Raw genomic sequence first — 14,876 nt, 5'->3', positions numbered from 1 at the left:
GTGAAAATCTCAAATCCCGGACGGAAGATCGGCCTGCGGGGGGTGCGGACGCGGGGAGCCGTGAGGTCGAAGGGTGAGCGGCGAACGGTTGGCCCGACAGCGCCCCGGGCTCGTGGATTCCACAAATCCTGGCTCAGCATCTCCAGGTTTTCGCCGTAGTTTTGTCCGTTATGCAGTGAAATGCTCGAACCGTTAGCGAAAAACCCATGGAACAGGCGCAACTGCCGGAAACCGAGGTCAGACATGACAGGCGACTACACCGTTGGCGACCACCTTCTTGCCCGGCTCGACGAGATCGGTGTCCAGCACGTGTTCGGCGTGCCGGGCGACTACAACATGGCCTTCCTCGATCGCATCGTCGAGCACGACCGCATCAGCTGGGTCGGCAACGCCAACGAGCTCAACGCCGCCTACGCAGCCGACGGCTACGCCCGCGTCAACGGGGCCGGTGCCCTGCTGACCACCTACGGTGTGGGCGAGCTCAGCGCGATCAACGGGATCGCCGGCGCCTACGCCGAATACGTCCCGGTCATCCACATCGTGGGCGCACCGTCCACGGCGGCGCAACAGGCCGGCGCGCTGCTCCACCACACCCTCGGTGACGGCGACTACCGGCACTTCGCCCGGGCACACGCCGAGGTCACCGTGGCCCAGGCCTACCTGAGCGCGGGCAACGCGATCGCCGAGATCGACCGGGTGCTGGCCACCAGCCAACGGGAACGGCGTCCCGGCTACCTCGTACTGCCCACCGACGTGGCCGCGAGCCCGGCCGAGCCGCCGACGCAGCCGCTTCTCGTACCCGCGCCGGAGGCGTCGGCCCGGGTGCTGGCGGAGTTCACCGACGCCGCACGCACCATGCTGGCCGAGGCCGACGCACTGGGTCTGCTCGCCGACTTCCTGGCCGACCGGTTCGGTGTCCGGGCCGAGGTGGCCGAGCTGGTCGCTGCCGGCCGGATCCCGAACGCGACGCTGTCCATGGGCAAAAGCGTGCTCGACGAGAGCGCCCCCTTTTTCACCGGCACCTACTGCGGCGCCGCCAGCGAGAAGCGGGTGCTCGCCGCCATCGAGCAGGCCGACGTACTGCTGTCGGTCGGTGTGCGGTTCAGCGACAGCACCACTGCATTCAGCCACCGTATCGACGCGGAGCGGACCATCGACATACAGCCCTGCGCCACCCACGTCGGCGACCGGGTGTTCGCTCCCCTGCCGATGCGCGACGCCGTGCGTGCGCTGACCGGGGTGCTGGCCGAGTCGGGCCGGTCGTGGGCGCGTCCGGATCTTCCGCCGGCCTCAGCCGATGACCTGGCCGACGAGACGCCCTCCGACAGCGCGGAAGCCCTGCGTCACGCGACGTTCTGGCCGACGATCCAGAGCTTTCTGAGGCCTGGCGACATAGTGGTCGCCGAGCTGGGCACCTCGCTCTTCGGAGCGCAGGCGATGCGGCTGCCGGCCGGGGTGACTTTCATCGGCCAGCCGTTGTGGGCCTCCATCGGGTACACCCTCCCGGCGACCCTCGGCGCACAGCTCGCGGCGCCCGGGCGGCGCACGATCCTGCTCATCGGGGACGGCTCCGCACAGGTGACCGCTCAGGAGCTCGGCACCCATCTGCGGGAAGGCTGCACGCCGATCGTGCTGCTGATCAACAACGGCCGATACACCATCGAGAACGTACTCCACGGTGGGGAACGTCGCTACAACGACATTCCCCGATGGAACTGGAGCCTGCTCCCGGCGGCCATGGGAGGCGAGTGGGCGGCCACCATGCGGGCGAGTACACCGGCCGAGCTGAGCGCGGCACTGGCCAGCGCCGCCGATCCGGCCGACCTGGTGCTGCTGGAGGCCGTACTGCCCCCGTCGGACGTTCCGGAGGTGCTCGTGCGGGCCACGGAGCAGTCGCTCGCCGCTGCCCAGGATGCCGACGCGGCCCGCTGAACACCGATGACACCCGGACCGACCATCGAGACACCCCATCAGCGGAAACAGCACTATGGATCCTTTTCTCCCCGGCACGCGGCATGGAAGCACGGCGGTAATGCCGCGGGCCTGGACGGCCGCGCTGCGAATGATCAGTACGGTCCGTGCGAGAGAGAGTGAGTACGTCCTGCGCCATGGGGTGAAGAGCCTGGTCGCAGCCGTGTTCGCGTGGCAGCTCATCGCCTTGTGGCTACCGGGGCAGCAACAGTTTCTCGGCGTCGGCACGGCGTTGGTCATGGCCAATGCGTCCACGGTGTACAGCTCGGTGGTCCATGCCGCGCGCCGGGTGGCGATCCAGGTGTCAGGTGTCTCCCTGGCTGTTGCCGCCGCCTGGTTGCTGGGGGCCACCGCCGGAGCCATCGTGGCCGTCCTGATCGTGGTGCTGCTCACCGGTGGACGTCGTAACGGTGAGGACCGGCTTCAAGTCGCTTCGACTGCGGTGATCAGCCTGTCGGCCGCCGCAGCGGCTCCGGTCGGGCATGTGGTCGTCCCCGCGGTCTCCACCCTTGCAGGCGCCACGGTGGGAGTCGCGGTCAATGCCTTGGTCTTCCCACCGACGTATCTGAGCCGGTCCGACGCCGCCGTGCGCGGCCTGGCCCGCTGCACGGGCACGTTGCTGCGGGACATGGGCCGTGACGTGCGGGAAGGACGGTCTGCGAGTCACGCGCACCTCTGGCTGGAGAGGGCAGGAGAGCTGGAGCGGCAGGTCTCGGACGCTCGCGACGAGGTGCAGAAGGCTGCTGAGAGCCTGCGCTGGAACGCCCGCGCAGCCGCGCACCGACAGCACATGTCCACAGTCCACGAATACGCCTTCGAAGTGCTCCACAGGGCGTCGTTCCAGGTGCGAGGCATCGCCAGGACTCTGGCCGACAGCCTCGACCAGGACGGCACCGACCACGGCCTGAAGCAGGGATTCGCAGTGCGATACGGGGAGGCCCTCGAGTTGGCAGGGCAGGTCTTCCTCACATATGCCGCTCTCGGTGTGGCGGCCGACGCACGTCAGGGCGATGCCCGGAGACAGTTGCGCACAGTGATCGATCGCATGCTGACCTGGCATGCGACGGTGACCGATCTGCTCGAGCGCGGCGCACTGACCGATCTGAGCGCATGGCAGGTCTACGGTTCGCTCGTCGCCGATGTGGAGCGACTCCTCACTGACCTGGACGGCATCGAGCCACCCGAAGAAGCAGGTGCGGCTGAAGTTGTCAGCGTTCGTGGCGTACTGAGTCGATGATCCGATCGAGCATCTGTCTCGAACATCTGTCGTGAACATCTGTCGTGAGACACGGAGAGTAGACATGTCACGTGAGCCGAGAGCGAGGCGCGCAATGTCAGCCGCTGGGTCAACCGATGGCGTCGAAGCCTGGTGGTCAGGAGGCGAGTACGTCGCTCTCCGCCTGCGCGGCGTCGATCACCTGATCTTCGTACGCCGGATGGGCAGCGGGCCCCCGCTCACACTCCTGCACGGATACCCGGCGTCGTCCCACCAGTGGGCCAGGATCGCACCCGAGCTGGCCCGCAACCACACCCTGGTGATGCCGGACTTCCTCGGCTTCGGCGCGTCCGCCAAGCCGCACGAGCACGACTACTCCCTGATGGAGCAGGCCGATCTGGTGGAGGCCCTGTGGGCGCACCACGGCTTGAGTGCCACCCGGGTCGTCGCTCACGACTACGGCAGCTCGGTCGGGCAGGAGCTGCTCGCACGACGTTCGGAGGGCTCGCTGTCTGTGGCCCTGGTCGACATGACTCTGATGAACGGCGGCATCTACCCCGAACTGCACCGGCGTACCGACGCGCAAAGCCGGCTCCTGGACCCCCAGCTCGGCCCCGTGCTGAGCACGCAGGTCGACCAGGACCGATTCATCACCGACCTCGCCGTCACGTTCGCACCCGCCTACGACGCGCTGACCGACAGCCTGGAGATGTGGCGGACGTACAGCCGTGACGACGGACATCTGAACTCCCATCTGCTGCTGCGCTATGTCCGCGATCGGGAGACGTACCGCGATCGCTGGGTCGACGCGCTCGAGGGGACAGACCTTCCGCTTCAGTTCGTGTGGGGTCTTCAGGACCCGGTCTCCGGGGCGCACATCGCCGAGCGGATCCGCGACCGCGTGCCCGGGGCACGGCTGCTCGAGCTGCCGGACGTGGGCCATTGGCCGTCGCTGGAGGCGCCGGAGCGAGTGATCTCGGCACATGAGGACAAGCGCTATTGATCGCGTATCGCGTTATAGGAGGCGACTGGTCCATGATCAATGAACCGGAGGAATGGACCGACCTCCGACAGGAGATGGCGGTCTGGCGGAACCGGTTCCTGCGACTGCTCGACCGGTCGCCGGCACCCACTGCGATCAGCCAGCCCGATGGATTGCTGGTGATCACCAATCCCGCATTTTCTGCCCTGTGGGGCCTGACGCCGGGACATATGCGTGATCTCAACCTGCTCGATCTGCTGGTCTCCCCGGACGAGGAGTCATTGCACAAGCTCTCGGAGGGGCTTCGATTCGGGCGTCGTTTCCGCTACCCGATTCGAGTCGAGTGGGACGCCGAGGGCGTGACGAGAACCGGGCAACTCACCGTGGAACCGGTCAGCGACGAAGTCATCACTCCGACGCTGCTCATGGCGTTCCTGCACGTCGACCCGATGGCGCACGGGGCAGAACCGAATCTGGCGCAGGACTTGTCCTCGAAAGAAACACACATCCTGGCGTTGGTCGCGTCCGGAGCCACCTCCGCGTTGATCGCCCGGTCGGTCGGCCTCACGGCGGACGGCGTCAACTACCATCTCTCCCGGATGTGCCGCCTGCTGAAAGTGCCGAACAGGACCGCACTGGTCGCCAAGGCGTATGTCCTCGGAATTCTGAGCCCCACGTCCTGGCCCCCCGGCTCCGAAGAAGGCAAGTGACGTCGAGCGAGCCCCGCCCACTGTGACCGGGCGAAACGGCGGAGGCGCCGGACCACCGCTCGTCATGCCGGAACCGTCCCGCTCAGTCCGCTCAGTCCGCTCAGTACGACGTCGTGGCATCGAGACCTGTCGCCGATCTGAACGATGGCGGCGTGGGGCTGGTGGTCGTCCGCCGTAGCAAGAAGGAGGCAGGCTCCGGATGCCGGCGCATCAATTTCGTAAGAGCCATCGGATTGCGTGCCGATCCGGCCCAGTTGGCTCCCATTAAGCGAGAGAAGGGTGACGGCGGCCAGGGACACAACGTCTCCGTAAGAGTTCCGTACCCGACCGAAGACGCGGGGTGCTGCCTGCGAGGGAGCGGTCGACTCGGTGGCGTTGCGCCGGTCGGGCGCAGCGGCTCTGGGAGCGGGCCTTCCACCGGATTCGTGCTGCGTACCGCCGGCTGTGGCCGCGAGGGAGACCGTGGAGCGGAAGTGTGCATGTGCGGCGGTGATCTGATGGCTCGTGAGCCGCTGGTGACCGCCGTGATCACGGATCCACGCGACGATCAGGCCCAGAGCCAGGCCGACGAAACACCCCAAGGCGATCATGATCCAGCCACGCGTCAGGCCGGCATCGCCCCGGGCGTCGAAGTAGAGGATTGCGCGAACGCCGTCGTCGATCTGCCGCATAGGTTCGAACTGAGCGAGCCACCGGTAGGGGCTGGGAACGGTCTGGAGGGGGAAGCTCCCCCCGGACGAGGGCACCGCCAACGCGACGAAGAAGAGCATGCCCACCAGCGACCCGAGTCCTCCGACCAGCGAAATGATGGTCTGAGCGGTCACCCCGACGGCGATCGAGGCGCATACGGAGTAGATCCATAGCTGACCGAAGTGGGGTGTATCCATGTGAAGGGCGAATTTACACGTGAGCAAAATTGCTGTCGCGGTGACCGGTGACAGGACGGCCGACATGACGGTCTTGGCCACCAGTGTTTGGGTGCGGGTGATCGGGACCGGCAGCTTGCTGGACCAGCGACGTCCGCGCTCGGCTGACTGATATCCGAGAGCGAAATCGACCGAGCTGCTGACGACACCCGCACCCAGATAGGCGCCAAGAGTGAGGACGAGGCTGACGTAAAAAGCGCTGAGGCCGAATCCGGAATGGTTGCCGAGAGGGCGATGCTCGCTCGTGTGCAACGTGACGGGGTCGGCCAGCAACATCTTCTCGGCGGTCGGGATCGCCCGGCGGCTCGTGTGGTGCGCGGGCTCCATGTGTGCAGCCAGCGTCGCGGCGATACGACTCGATACGGTGTGGGTCGTTCGCTCTCCGACGGCTTGTACCGAGGAGGTGGCCACACTGCCGGAACGGGGGTTGGTGAGCAGGTGGACACTCGGCTGCCGCGGAGCCCTCCCATGGGGCGCGACGGGGCCGGTCAAGGACAGGACGCCGCTGCTGAAGTCAGCCGGAATGATCAAGGCGCCGTAGACTGCGTCTTTGTCCATCCCGGCTTCTGCCCCACGCAGACTCAGCGTCTGCCATTCCACGCGTTGACGGGAATCCGACGCGGTCGTGATGGCCCGGACGATCTGCGGACCGAGGTGCACCTTCCGGCCGTCGACGTGCACCGCCTGGTCCTCGTCGACGATCGCGATCGGGAGGTGGTGGAGGTTGCCCGTGGGGTTGATGATGCCTCCGATGTAGGACAGCGACACCACCACGCTGACCGCGATCATGACTAGCGTCGGGAAGAACCAGAGGTTCGGCCGGCGTAGCAGGTACCGGGCGGTGGCCTTCGGCACACCGGGAACATTCATCGTCATGGGTGTCGGATGCCTTTCGGGTTCCGGGTGGAGCTGCGGACAGGCCCTGGTTGACGGTCTGCGGCTGGGTTTACGGCGCGGCCTGAGCGACGTCCGTGCGAGCCGATCCTGCGCGGATGTGGCGCGCGCGGCGTGCACGCCTTCCGATGCGGACCGTCTGCGCCAATGCCGCGCAGCGACTCGATACGGATGGGGCCCGGATTTCGATGATGACGTGGGACGGCGCCCGATTCGCCGGCTCGGCCTACAGGAATTCGTAGTCGAGGGTGCGCGGAGCGGTCCGCCACGGTGTTCTCCGGCAGTTGCTCCTCGGTGGCACGACAGGCGCCCGTCCGGCCGGAGACCACGAGGCGCGGGAGCGTGGAGTCCGGCGTGGTGGAGACCTCTGCGACGACGTGGCGTCAGGTCTGCAGTCCGGCCCAGACGTCGGGCGTGCCGACGCCCGTGGAGCGGCCGTACGGGTCGAGCGTGTTTCGGGCGGGCGGATCAGGGCGCGTCCGACGGCGGCAGGTCGGTGGACAGGGCCTGACGGGAGGCGCGGCCGTCGTGTGCCAGGTGGGCGAGAAGGGCGTGGTCCACGGCGGTGATGTCTCCGGCGCCGCGCCGCGCCGGGCCGGCCGGGGCGTGACCGGTACGGCGAGCTGAGCGCATTGATCCTGCAACGCCCCGCCGCCCATGACAGTGGTGAGCCGGAGCGCTCGACAACAGCACGCCGAGGCCGCAACGGGGAGCGCCACACAGCAGCCAGGTGCAGGCTGGATGGTGGAGGTGGGTTGCCGTGACGCAAAACGAAGCCGTCTCGCCGGGCGGGGGTGCTGCGGCGCTGGAGGCTCTGTTCCGCCAGTCCCCTACCGGGCGGCTGATCTTGGACACGGAGTTGCGCATCCTGCGGATCAACCTCACCAGGCCGATTCTGCACGAGGCGCCCACCGAACAGATCGTGGGCCGACACGTCACTGACGTGTATGACCTTTCCGCACCCGATGAGGTGGAGGCGATGCTGTACAGCGTGCTGGAGAACGGCGCCCCCGCACGGGAGCGGCTCGTGGGGTTGCGTCCTAAGGGCGCACCGGGGCTGCGCGCCCTGCCGTTCCCGACGCCTTACGCCCAGACGCTGGCCGAGCCTTCCCGTTCGGCCATGGGACTGTTTGCGGGGTCCTGCCCGTCCCACAGGGACGTCACGCGCGCGGCGGCGTCGCGGACCAGGACGCCGTACTGATCGCGGAGTTCGTCGGAGAGCCGGTAGGTCGGCACGGAGATGCTGAGGGAGGCGGCCGGCGCCCCGGTCGGATCCAGGATCGCCGCAGCGACGGCGCTCACGTCGTCGCGCCACATCCCGGTGTTGATGGCGTAACCGCGCTTGCGGACCGTGGCGAGAGTGGCACACAGCACCTCGGCGTCCGTCACGGTCTGCGCGGTGTACGGGGTCAGCGGGTGTCGGGTGATCGCGTCTGCCGGAAGGTGGGCGAGGATCGCCAGTCCGGAGGCCGACGCGTGGAGGGGAGCGCGACCGCCGACCCAGGAGACGTTGCGGACGGTGTGCGTGCTGTCGATCTTGTCCAGCAGGATCACGCTGTCACCGTCCACGATCGTCAGGTGGATCGTTTCGCGGGTCTGCCGGGCGAGGTCCGCCATCGCGGGCGCTGCGGCCTCACGGAGCAGGCGCTCGTGGCGTAGTACGTGTCCGGCCAGCTTCAGGGGCCTGGCCGTCAGTATCCACCGTGTGTGGCCGCTGCCGTCCAGCGGGCGGATCCACCCCACCTCGGCCAGCGTGGTCAGGCTGCGCTGCACGGTGCTCTTGGGCAGATCCAGCTCCCGCGCCAGCGCGCCCACACCGACCGGCTGGGCCTCGGCGAGCGCTTCGAGCACGGTGAAGGTCGTGAAAACACTGCGCATCTGTTGACGCCTCCTGACCGCTCCCCTAGCGTTTGGACCGCATAGTAGCACAGCCGTTCCACCATGCGGCACAAAGCGCGAAGTCCTCAGGAGATGCGATGGCGGGCCCCCTCGACGGCGTACGGGTTCTGGACGTGAGCCAAGTGATGGCTGGTGCCTACTGCGCGGCGCTCCTCGCCGACATGGGCGCCGACGTGATCAAAGTCGAGCGTCCGGCCGGCGACGAACTGCGCGGCTGGGGAGCCGACTTCCCCGGCGGCCAGTCGCCGGCATACATGGCGGTGAACCGGAACAAGCGCGGGATCGCTTTGGACTTGCGGGACGAGCGGGGAGCCGCCGCGCTGCGCAGGCTCAGCGAAGGAGTCGACGTCCTCGTCGAGAACTTCAGGCCGGGCGCCATGCAGCGCCTCGGCTGCGACTATCCCAGACTCGCCGCACGGAACTCCGCCCTGGTCTACTGCTCGATCTCGGGATTCGGCCAGGACGGCCCACTGGCCGGCCGGGGCGGGTACGACCTCATCGCCCAGGGCATGTCCGGGATCATGAGCGTCACCGGGGAGCCCGGTGGCGCGCTGGTCAAGGCGGGCGTGCCGATCTGTGACCTCACCGCGGGTCTCCTGGCCGCCAACGGTGTGCTCGCCGCCTATGTCCACCGTCTGCGTACCGGTGAGGGACAGTACGTGGACACATCCCTGCTGGAGGCCGGTATCTCCCTGATGGTGTGGGAGAGCGCCGTCCTGTTCGCCACCGGGCAAGTAGCCGGCCCGCTCGGCTCGCAGATGCGGCTCGCGGCCCCCTACGAGGCGTTCCGGACTGCCGACGGCTGGCTGACCGTCGGCACACCCAATCAGCGGATGTGGGAACGCCTCGTGGAGGCCTTGGAGTGGCCTGGGCTGGGGACGGACCCGCGGTTTGCCGATCCGATCTCCCGCATGACCAACCGCCCGTCGCTGACCGAGCAACTGCAGAAGAAATTCCTGGAGTACACCACCGAGCAGTGGATGGACATCCTCCTGCCCTACGGCATTCCCGCCGGGCCCGTGTACGACATCGGTCAGGTCTATTCCGACCCCCAGGTCCGGGCCAGGCGGATGCTCGTCGAGGTCGAACACCTCTCGGCGGGTTTGGTGAAGCACATCGGCGTGCCCGTCAAGTTCTCCCGCACTCCGGCCGTCATCGATCGTCCGGCCCCGCTGCTGGGCGAGCACACGACCGACGTGCTGACCGAAGCCGGCTTCGGGCGGTCCGAGATCGAGGCCCTGCTCGCCGCGGGCGTGGCCAAGGAGGAGAAGTGAGCGCAGTCCAGCTGAGGCACCACACACCGCACGTTGTGGTGATCACACTCAGCAACCCGCCCGTCAACACTCTCACCTGGGAGAGCCGGGCGCACCTGAAAGCGGCCATCGACCGGCTGGAGGAGGAGCCGGAGATTCGTGCGGTCGTCCTCACCGGGGCCGGGGGTGTGTTCACCGCCGGCGCGGACCTGGTCCAGGACCAACGGATGAGCCGGACCGAACTGCCCGACTTCCTGGCGGACTTCGAGCGGATCGTCGACGGCCTGGAGAGGTTCCGCGCTCCAGTGATCGCCGCGGTCAACGGACCGGCCGTCGGCGGCGGATTCGAGCTGGCCCTGGCCTGCGACATTCGCGTCGCCTCGAGCGAGGCGTCCTTCGTCGCGGCCGGGGTCAATGTCGGCCTCATGGCGAACTTCTGGCGCCTCGCCAGGATCGTGGGACTCGGACCCGCCAAGGAGATCCTCCTCACCGGCGAACGCTACGAAGCCGAGCGCGCCGCGGCCTGGGGACTGGTCACCGAGGTGTGCGCACCCGAGGCGCTCATGCACGTAGCGCTGGCGAAGGCGGAACGGATCGCGACCCGCGCCCCCCTGTCGGTCGAGGCCACCAAGCGCTGCGCGAACGACGCTCCGGAGATGAGCCGGGACCAGGCGCACCGTCGACAGATCGACGAACTGGCCGAGTTGTTCACGAAGGACGACCACAAGGAGGCACTGCGTGCCTTCTTCGCCCGCTCGGTCGGCGAATACCACCGGCACTGATCCCGAGGAGTGACGTTGCACAGCTCTGTCCTGACCACCGTGCTGTTGCCGATCGCCCTGGCGGTCATCATGCTCGGCCTGGGCCTTTCTCTCACCTTGCCCGACTTCGTCCGCGTGATCAGTGCGCCGCGTGCAGTGGGCACGGCACTGGCCTGCCAGCTGGTGCTGATGCCCGCGCTCTGTCTGGCGCTGCTTGCTCTGACCCGAGCCGACCCCGACACCGCGGTCGGGATGCTGCTCCTGGCCGCATCACCCGGCGGAACGCTCGCGGCCCTCTACAGCCACCTCGCCCGCGGTGACATCGCGCTGAACATCACCCTCACCGCGGTCAACTCGCTGATCTCCGTCGTCACACTTCCGCTCGTCATGTGGGGCGTGACCCGGCACTACGTCGGCCACGCCCACACCATCGGACTGCAACCGCAGGGCGTCGTCACGCTGATCGCCACCGTCGTACTGCCGGTGGGCCTGGGGATGGCGCTGCGGCGCCTGCACCCGGGCCTTGCGCGGACGCTCAGCCAGGCGGTCCGGATCGTCGCGCTCATCGTGCTGGCGGTGGTGATTGTCGGTGCGATCCTGCAGAACGCCGGCCGGCTGGGCCAGTCCCTCGGCTTCGTCCTTCCGCTCACGGCGGCGTTCAGCGTCCTGAACCTGGTCATCGGCTACTGGGTTCCCCGCCTCACCCGCGTCGAGCGGCCCCAGGCCGTCGCCTCGTCGATGGAGATCGGCATCCACAACGGTGCGCTCGCCGTCACCATCGCCCTGAGCCCCGCGTTGCTGAACATGCCGGCCGCCGCAGTGACACCCGCGATCTACAGCCTCGTCGCTTTCATCACCGCGGCAGTGGCAGCCTCCCTGCTCGCCCGGCGGCCCCGTCCACTCCCCGTGATGGAACCGGCGAGCAGCACCTGACGGCCGCGCAGGGTCGTGGAGATATGGTCCGCAGCAGCGGTGATGTTCTCCTGCGTCAGGCACCGCCACTCGCCTCAGCGCTTTCAGGCCGCAACCGCGAACTACTGCAGGACGAGGCTCTGTACTGCGGTCGCGCGACACAGATCTTCCCCTCACCGCTTTGTCACCGTGGGGAGTTGGGCAACGAAGTCCTACGCCATCAGGCCCCGGGACCCGTGTTCATCACGAACGTCACTTCCTCGGCGGGCAATTCGCGGCCGTCGTCGCCGAGGAACCCCACCCGCACGGCCTGACCGGTGGAACGCAATCGCCGCAGAGAAGAGGGTCCCGACGGGCGAGGGCGGTGGTGGTCACCCCACTGCTGGAGAGCCGCCAGCACGAGTTGCAGCTCCTGCCCGGCCGGAGACAGGTGGTAGCTCTGCCGATGCCGACTGCCCGGCTCCTGGTACGTCCGCGTGCGCAACACACCGGCCTCACTGAGAAGCTTGAGCCTGTCGCTGAGCAGGTTCGGCGCGATGCCGAGGGACGACTGGATTTCGGCGAATCTGTGCTTGCCCGCGAATATGTCGCGCAGGACCAGCAGTGTCCAACGTTCGCCAAGCACCTGCAGGCTGCGCTCGATGGAGCAGGCCGGTGAGTCGTCCGTGGGACCGGACACCTTCCTCGTCGATGGCACTGCCACCCCACCTTCCACATCTCTGCGGGATCCACATGTATGCCACGCGACCGCATGGCATACACGAATTGTACACCTGGGTATCGGATCCATATCCAGAAGGTGCCAAGCGTCCGGAACACACTGCTCGCCCGTGACCGGCATGGCGGCAGGACGGTCCACAGGACGGGTCCGGCTTCACCCGCACAGCGGGTACGGCCCACACGGCGGGCGGCCACCTCCCCCGCGGGGCCGGGGCCGTCCCGCTGCAGTCACCGACAGGACATCCAGCACTTGAGAGCCCCGGCAGGGACGAGGGTAGCGGAGCGGAACGACGCCGGTGATGCGCGCGGCACCGACGCCGCACCTCGGGGCAAGCCCCACCCGCCCCTTGACTTTAATAATACAAGTCAGCTGGAATTGCTACCGCCGACGCCAGACCTCGGCCCGCGTGCGACACCGAACGGATGGGACATAGACATGCAGATTCACGGCAAGACCGCCCTGGTGACGGGCGCCAACCGCGGGATCGGCCAGGCGTTCGCCCGAGAGCTCGCCGAGCACGGCGCCACGGTCTACGCCGCCGCACGCCACCCCGAACTGATCACCGACCGCGGGGTGGTGCCGATCCAATTGGACGTCACGGACCCGGCCACCATCGCCACGGCGGTCGAGGCGATCGGGGACCTCTCGATCCTGGTCAACAACGCCGGAACCGCCCTCGCGGCGCCGGTGCTCACCGCGTCACTGGCCGACGCCAGGCGCGAGATGGAGGTCAACTACCTCGGCACCTGGGCTGTGACCCAGGCCTTCGCTCCGGCGCTGTCCCACAACGGCGGCGGTGCCGTCATCAACATGCTGTCCGCTGCATCCTGGCTGGCCCTGGACCAGGCGCCCGGATATGCAGCGAGCAAGGCAGCGCAATGGTCGCTGTCCAACGCCATGCGGCTGGCCCTGCGTGCGCAAGGCACCCGCGTGATCGGTGTGCACGTCGGGTATGTCGACACCGACCTGTCCGCCGGTGTCGACCAGCCCAAGATCAGTCCCGAGGAAGTCGCGCGAGCCGCGATCAAGGGACTCCTCGAAGGCAGGGAGGAAGTACTCGTCGACGAATTCAGCCGCCGGATCAAGTCCGCGCTGCCCAACGACATCGCCGCGCTGTATTCGCCCCGGTGACGGACGGCGCACTCATGAGCGACCCATGACACCCGTCGCACGGCGGCTTCGCCGGCCGATCCCTGCAACAACACGTCATCAGCAGCGCCCGGCCACTTGCCGCACGACACACGACACGCATGGTCACCGGTGGGCTGCAAGGGCACCGATCCATCCCGATGTACACGAGGTGGTCGCCCGGCTCGGCACAGCCTTCCATGTGTCGCACAGCTGCGGTCCGCAGGAGCCTTGGGTGTGCTACGACTGCCGGGCCTCGCCTCGATCAGGATGTTGCGCTGGGCCGGCCCGGTTGGCGCGCGGGGTCCCCGTCCGGCGGCCGTTGGGACACGTCACGGTCCCGACCAGTCACCGTTGCGTTACGGGTTTGACAAGTGACGCAGAGGGTGGGATCCAGAGACGCCGAGCGATACGGCTCGACCCGCCGACTGAACGGAGATTGACTGTGGGAAGTCGGAAGACCTTGGACAGCGCTGCGGCGGCACGTCACGCAAGGTTCGGCAAGTTGCCCGAGCACATCCGTTACGAGGACATGGTCGAGGAGAAGGCGGCCACGTCGAATGACCCGGCCAGGTATGCCCACAACCCCGAAGGATCGTGGATGTCCTTCTCCTGCCTGGCCGTCGACCTGGGCCTGTGAACGAAGGTTCCTCAGGCTGTGTCCGTCAGCCGATCAACGGCTTGCGGTCCGTCTGTCACCTGACGGTGCGCCACGGGCTGCTGCGTGATCGCTGCCCCAGCCTGACCACCGAGCTCTTTCAGCGCTGCCGTTCCAAGGTGAGGCCGACCGCGGAGATCGACGACATCCGATTTGGACTGCACGGGGGTGTCCTCATGCACGGCTCCGAGTGCCACGTAGGCACGGTCGGCGAGGTCCGGAACGCCCTGGCACTCGCAGGTCCGGATTGATCCGGTGGGTGCGGACTGCGGACAGGCCACGCGCGACCGGGCAGTGCGGATGAGATCCACCGCAGTCGGCCATGCGGACCGGTCACGAGCTCCACGTTCACGCGGTGCCGGCGCTGTTTGTGGGAGTGCTCGGCCGGGCCGTCGCCCACCCGGTCCCACTCCGCCAGGGTGCCGTCGGGCAGAACGTGGTCGGGGTCGGCCTCGCGCAGGACGCGCAGCAGGCCGGGCACGCGGTCGGCGAGCAGGTTGATCACCGGGGTCACGTAAGCGTGGGCGGTGCCGATGTGCCGAAGCCCGCGGCAGTCTGCGCGAGGGGGTCGAGCCCGCGCAGGTGGACCAGGCCGACCAGCCCACGCTGGTGCGAGGAACACCTCCCACCGGCAGTTCGAGGCACTTACGTCCGCCGAGGACACGGGCCGTCCGGGGGCTTTGCACCTCCTCGGGAGCGGCCCGGAGACGGTGACACCTGCCACCCGGGCCGCCGCTGGGCCGTCCCAGCCCGATCAGCTATGACGGATGACGACAGAGGCTCTATGACGGATGACGACAGAGGCTACGGATGACGACAGAGGCTTGAAGACGTCACCGCAGGTC

General features: G+C 67.9%; 14 protein-coding genes and 1 pseudogene. 10 read left to right on the top strand and 5 right to left on the bottom strand.

The window, feature by feature from the left end; all coding sequences use genetic code 11:
- Positions 1 to 243 precede the first annotated feature (243 nt).
- The 4 genes from GQF42_RS35885 (at position 244) to GQF42_RS35870 (ending at position 4,879) form a co-directional block, all read left to right on the top strand.
- Positions 244 to 1,932, top strand: a complete 1,689-nt coding sequence (locus GQF42_RS35885) for an alpha-keto acid decarboxylase family protein (RefSeq protein ID WP_158926912.1) — start codon at positions 244 to 246, stop codon at positions 1,930 to 1,932.
- A 55-nt stretch (positions 1,933 to 1,987) separates the two neighbouring features.
- Positions 1,988 to 3,208, top strand: a complete 1,221-nt coding sequence (locus GQF42_RS35880; RefSeq protein ID WP_158926910.1) for an FUSC family protein — start codon at positions 1,988 to 1,990, stop codon at positions 3,206 to 3,208.
- Between the two features lie 199 nt (positions 3,209 to 3,407).
- A complete protein-coding gene (locus GQF42_RS35875) occupies positions 3,408 to 4,190 on the top strand; it encodes an alpha/beta fold hydrolase (RefSeq protein ID WP_233273591.1) in 783 nt (260 codons plus the stop codon).
- A 32-nt stretch (positions 4,191 to 4,222) separates the two neighbouring features.
- A complete protein-coding gene (locus tag GQF42_RS35870; protein ID WP_158926906.1) occupies positions 4,223 to 4,879 on the top strand; it encodes a helix-turn-helix transcriptional regulator in 657 nt (218 codons plus the stop codon).
- Positions 4,880 to 4,941: 62 nt separating this feature from the next.
- On the opposite strand, the gene GQF42_RS35865 is transcribed toward GQF42_RS35870, so the two are convergent.
- Positions 4,942 to 6,681 (bottom strand): DUF3533 domain-containing protein, encoded by a 1,740-nt coding sequence (locus tag GQF42_RS35865; protein WP_158926904.1) that lies wholly within the window; start codon positions 6,679 to 6,681, stop codon positions 4,942 to 4,944.
- 486 nt (positions 6,682 to 7,167) lie between these two features.
- Positions 7,168 to 7,332 (bottom strand): hypothetical protein, encoded by a 165-nt coding sequence (locus GQF42_RS35860; RefSeq protein ID WP_158926902.1) that lies wholly within the window; start codon positions 7,330 to 7,332, stop codon positions 7,168 to 7,170.
- A 97-nt stretch (positions 7,333 to 7,429) separates the two neighbouring features.
- On the opposite strand from GQF42_RS35860, the gene GQF42_RS47800 reads away from it, so the two are divergent.
- Positions 7,430 to 7,900 (top strand): PAS domain-containing protein, encoded by a 471-nt coding sequence (locus GQF42_RS47800; RefSeq protein ID WP_407699512.1) that lies wholly within the window; start codon positions 7,430 to 7,432, stop codon positions 7,898 to 7,900.
- Here GQF42_RS47800 and GQF42_RS35850 read toward each other — a convergent pair.
- Entirely contained in the window at positions 7,783 to 8,577 is a 795-nt protein-coding gene (locus GQF42_RS35850) for an IclR family transcriptional regulator (protein WP_158926898.1), read from the bottom strand. The two genes, GQF42_RS47800 and GQF42_RS35850, sit on opposite strands and share 118 nt — an antisense overlap.
- A 98-nt stretch (positions 8,578 to 8,675) precedes the next feature.
- Between GQF42_RS35850 and GQF42_RS35845 the strand changes: the two genes are divergently transcribed.
- From GQF42_RS35845 to GQF42_RS35835, 3 genes are read left to right on the top strand one after another with little or no spacing between them, the layout of a single operon-like run.
- Positions 8,676 to 9,872 (top strand): CaiB/BaiF CoA transferase family protein, encoded by a 1,197-nt coding sequence (locus GQF42_RS35845; protein ID WP_158926896.1) that lies wholly within the window; start codon positions 8,676 to 8,678, stop codon positions 9,870 to 9,872.
- Complete coding sequence (locus GQF42_RS35840; protein ID WP_158926894.1) at positions 9,869 to 10,633, top strand: enoyl-CoA hydratase/isomerase family protein; 765 nt, start codon at positions 9,869 to 9,871, stop codon at positions 10,631 to 10,633. The genes GQF42_RS35845 and GQF42_RS35840 overlap by 4 nt, the downstream gene beginning before the upstream one ends.
- Positions 10,634 to 10,648: 15 nt before the next feature.
- Positions 10,649 to 11,545 (top strand): bile acid:sodium symporter family protein, encoded by an 897-nt coding sequence (locus GQF42_RS35835; RefSeq protein ID WP_158926892.1) that lies wholly within the window; start codon positions 10,649 to 10,651, stop codon positions 11,543 to 11,545.
- Positions 11,546 to 11,744: 199 nt separating this feature from the next.
- Here the strand turns inward: GQF42_RS35835 and GQF42_RS35830 are convergent, their stop codons facing one another.
- Positions 11,745 to 12,203, bottom strand: a complete 459-nt coding sequence (locus GQF42_RS35830; protein WP_233273590.1) for a winged helix-turn-helix transcriptional regulator — start codon at positions 12,201 to 12,203, stop codon at positions 11,745 to 11,747.
- A 477-nt stretch (positions 12,204 to 12,680) separates the two neighbouring features.
- On the opposite strand from GQF42_RS35830, the gene GQF42_RS35825 reads away from it, so the two are divergent.
- Positions 12,681 to 13,376, top strand: a complete 696-nt coding sequence (locus GQF42_RS35825) for an SDR family oxidoreductase (RefSeq protein WP_158926888.1) — start codon at positions 12,681 to 12,683, stop codon at positions 13,374 to 13,376.
- 502 nt (positions 13,377 to 13,878) lie between these two features.
- Entirely contained in the window at positions 13,879 to 14,013 is a 135-nt protein-coding gene (locus tag GQF42_RS35820) for a hypothetical protein (protein WP_325100376.1), read from the top strand.
- A 118-nt stretch (positions 14,014 to 14,131) separates the two neighbouring features.
- On the opposite strand, the pseudogene GQF42_RS46310 reads toward GQF42_RS35820, so the two are convergent.
- Positions 14,132 to 14,646: pseudogene (locus GQF42_RS46310) on the bottom strand (IS5/IS1182 family transposase); the annotation flags it as partial.
- Positions 14,647 to 14,876: the final 230 nt, after the last annotated feature.

It is taken from the genome of Streptomyces broussonetiae (assembly GCF_009796285.1).
In the GTDB taxonomy this organism is placed as follows: domain Bacteria; phylum Actinomycetota; class Actinomycetes; order Streptomycetales; family Streptomycetaceae; genus Streptomyces; species Streptomyces broussonetiae.
This window is presented reverse-complemented; position numbering and strand designations above follow the sequence as displayed.

Excerpts from the sequence above, each read along its gene's own strand:
- GQF42_RS35875 (WP_233273591.1), top strand. The coding sequence starts at position 3,408 with ATGGGCAGCGGGCCCCCGCTCACACTCCTGCACGGATACCCGGCGTCG.
- GQF42_RS35870 (WP_158926906.1), top strand. The coding sequence starts at position 4,223 with ATGATCAATGAACCGGAGGAATGGACCGACCTCCGACAGGAGATGGCG.
- GQF42_RS35865 (WP_158926904.1), bottom strand. The coding sequence starts at position 6,681 with ATGACGATGAATGTTCCCGGTGTGCCGAAGGCCACCGCCCGGTACCTG.
- GQF42_RS35885 (WP_158926912.1), top strand. The coding sequence starts at position 244 with ATGACAGGCGACTACACCGTTGGCGACCACCTTCTTGCCCGGCTCGAC.
- GQF42_RS35850 (WP_158926898.1), bottom strand. The coding sequence starts at position 8,577 with ATGCGCAGTGTTTTCACGACCTTCACCGTGCTCGAAGCGCTCGCCGAG.
- GQF42_RS35845 (WP_158926896.1), top strand. The coding sequence starts at position 8,676 with ATGGCGGGCCCCCTCGACGGCGTACGGGTTCTGGACGTGAGCCAAGTG.
- GQF42_RS35860 (WP_158926902.1), bottom strand. The coding sequence starts at position 7,332 with ATGCGCTCAGCTCGCCGTACCGGTCACGCCCCGGCCGGCCCGGCGCGG.
- GQF42_RS35825 (WP_158926888.1), top strand. The coding sequence starts at position 12,681 with ATGCAGATTCACGGCAAGACCGCCCTGGTGACGGGCGCCAACCGCGGG.
- GQF42_RS35880 (WP_158926910.1), top strand. The coding sequence starts at position 1,988 with ATGGATCCTTTTCTCCCCGGCACGCGGCATGGAAGCACGGCGGTAATG.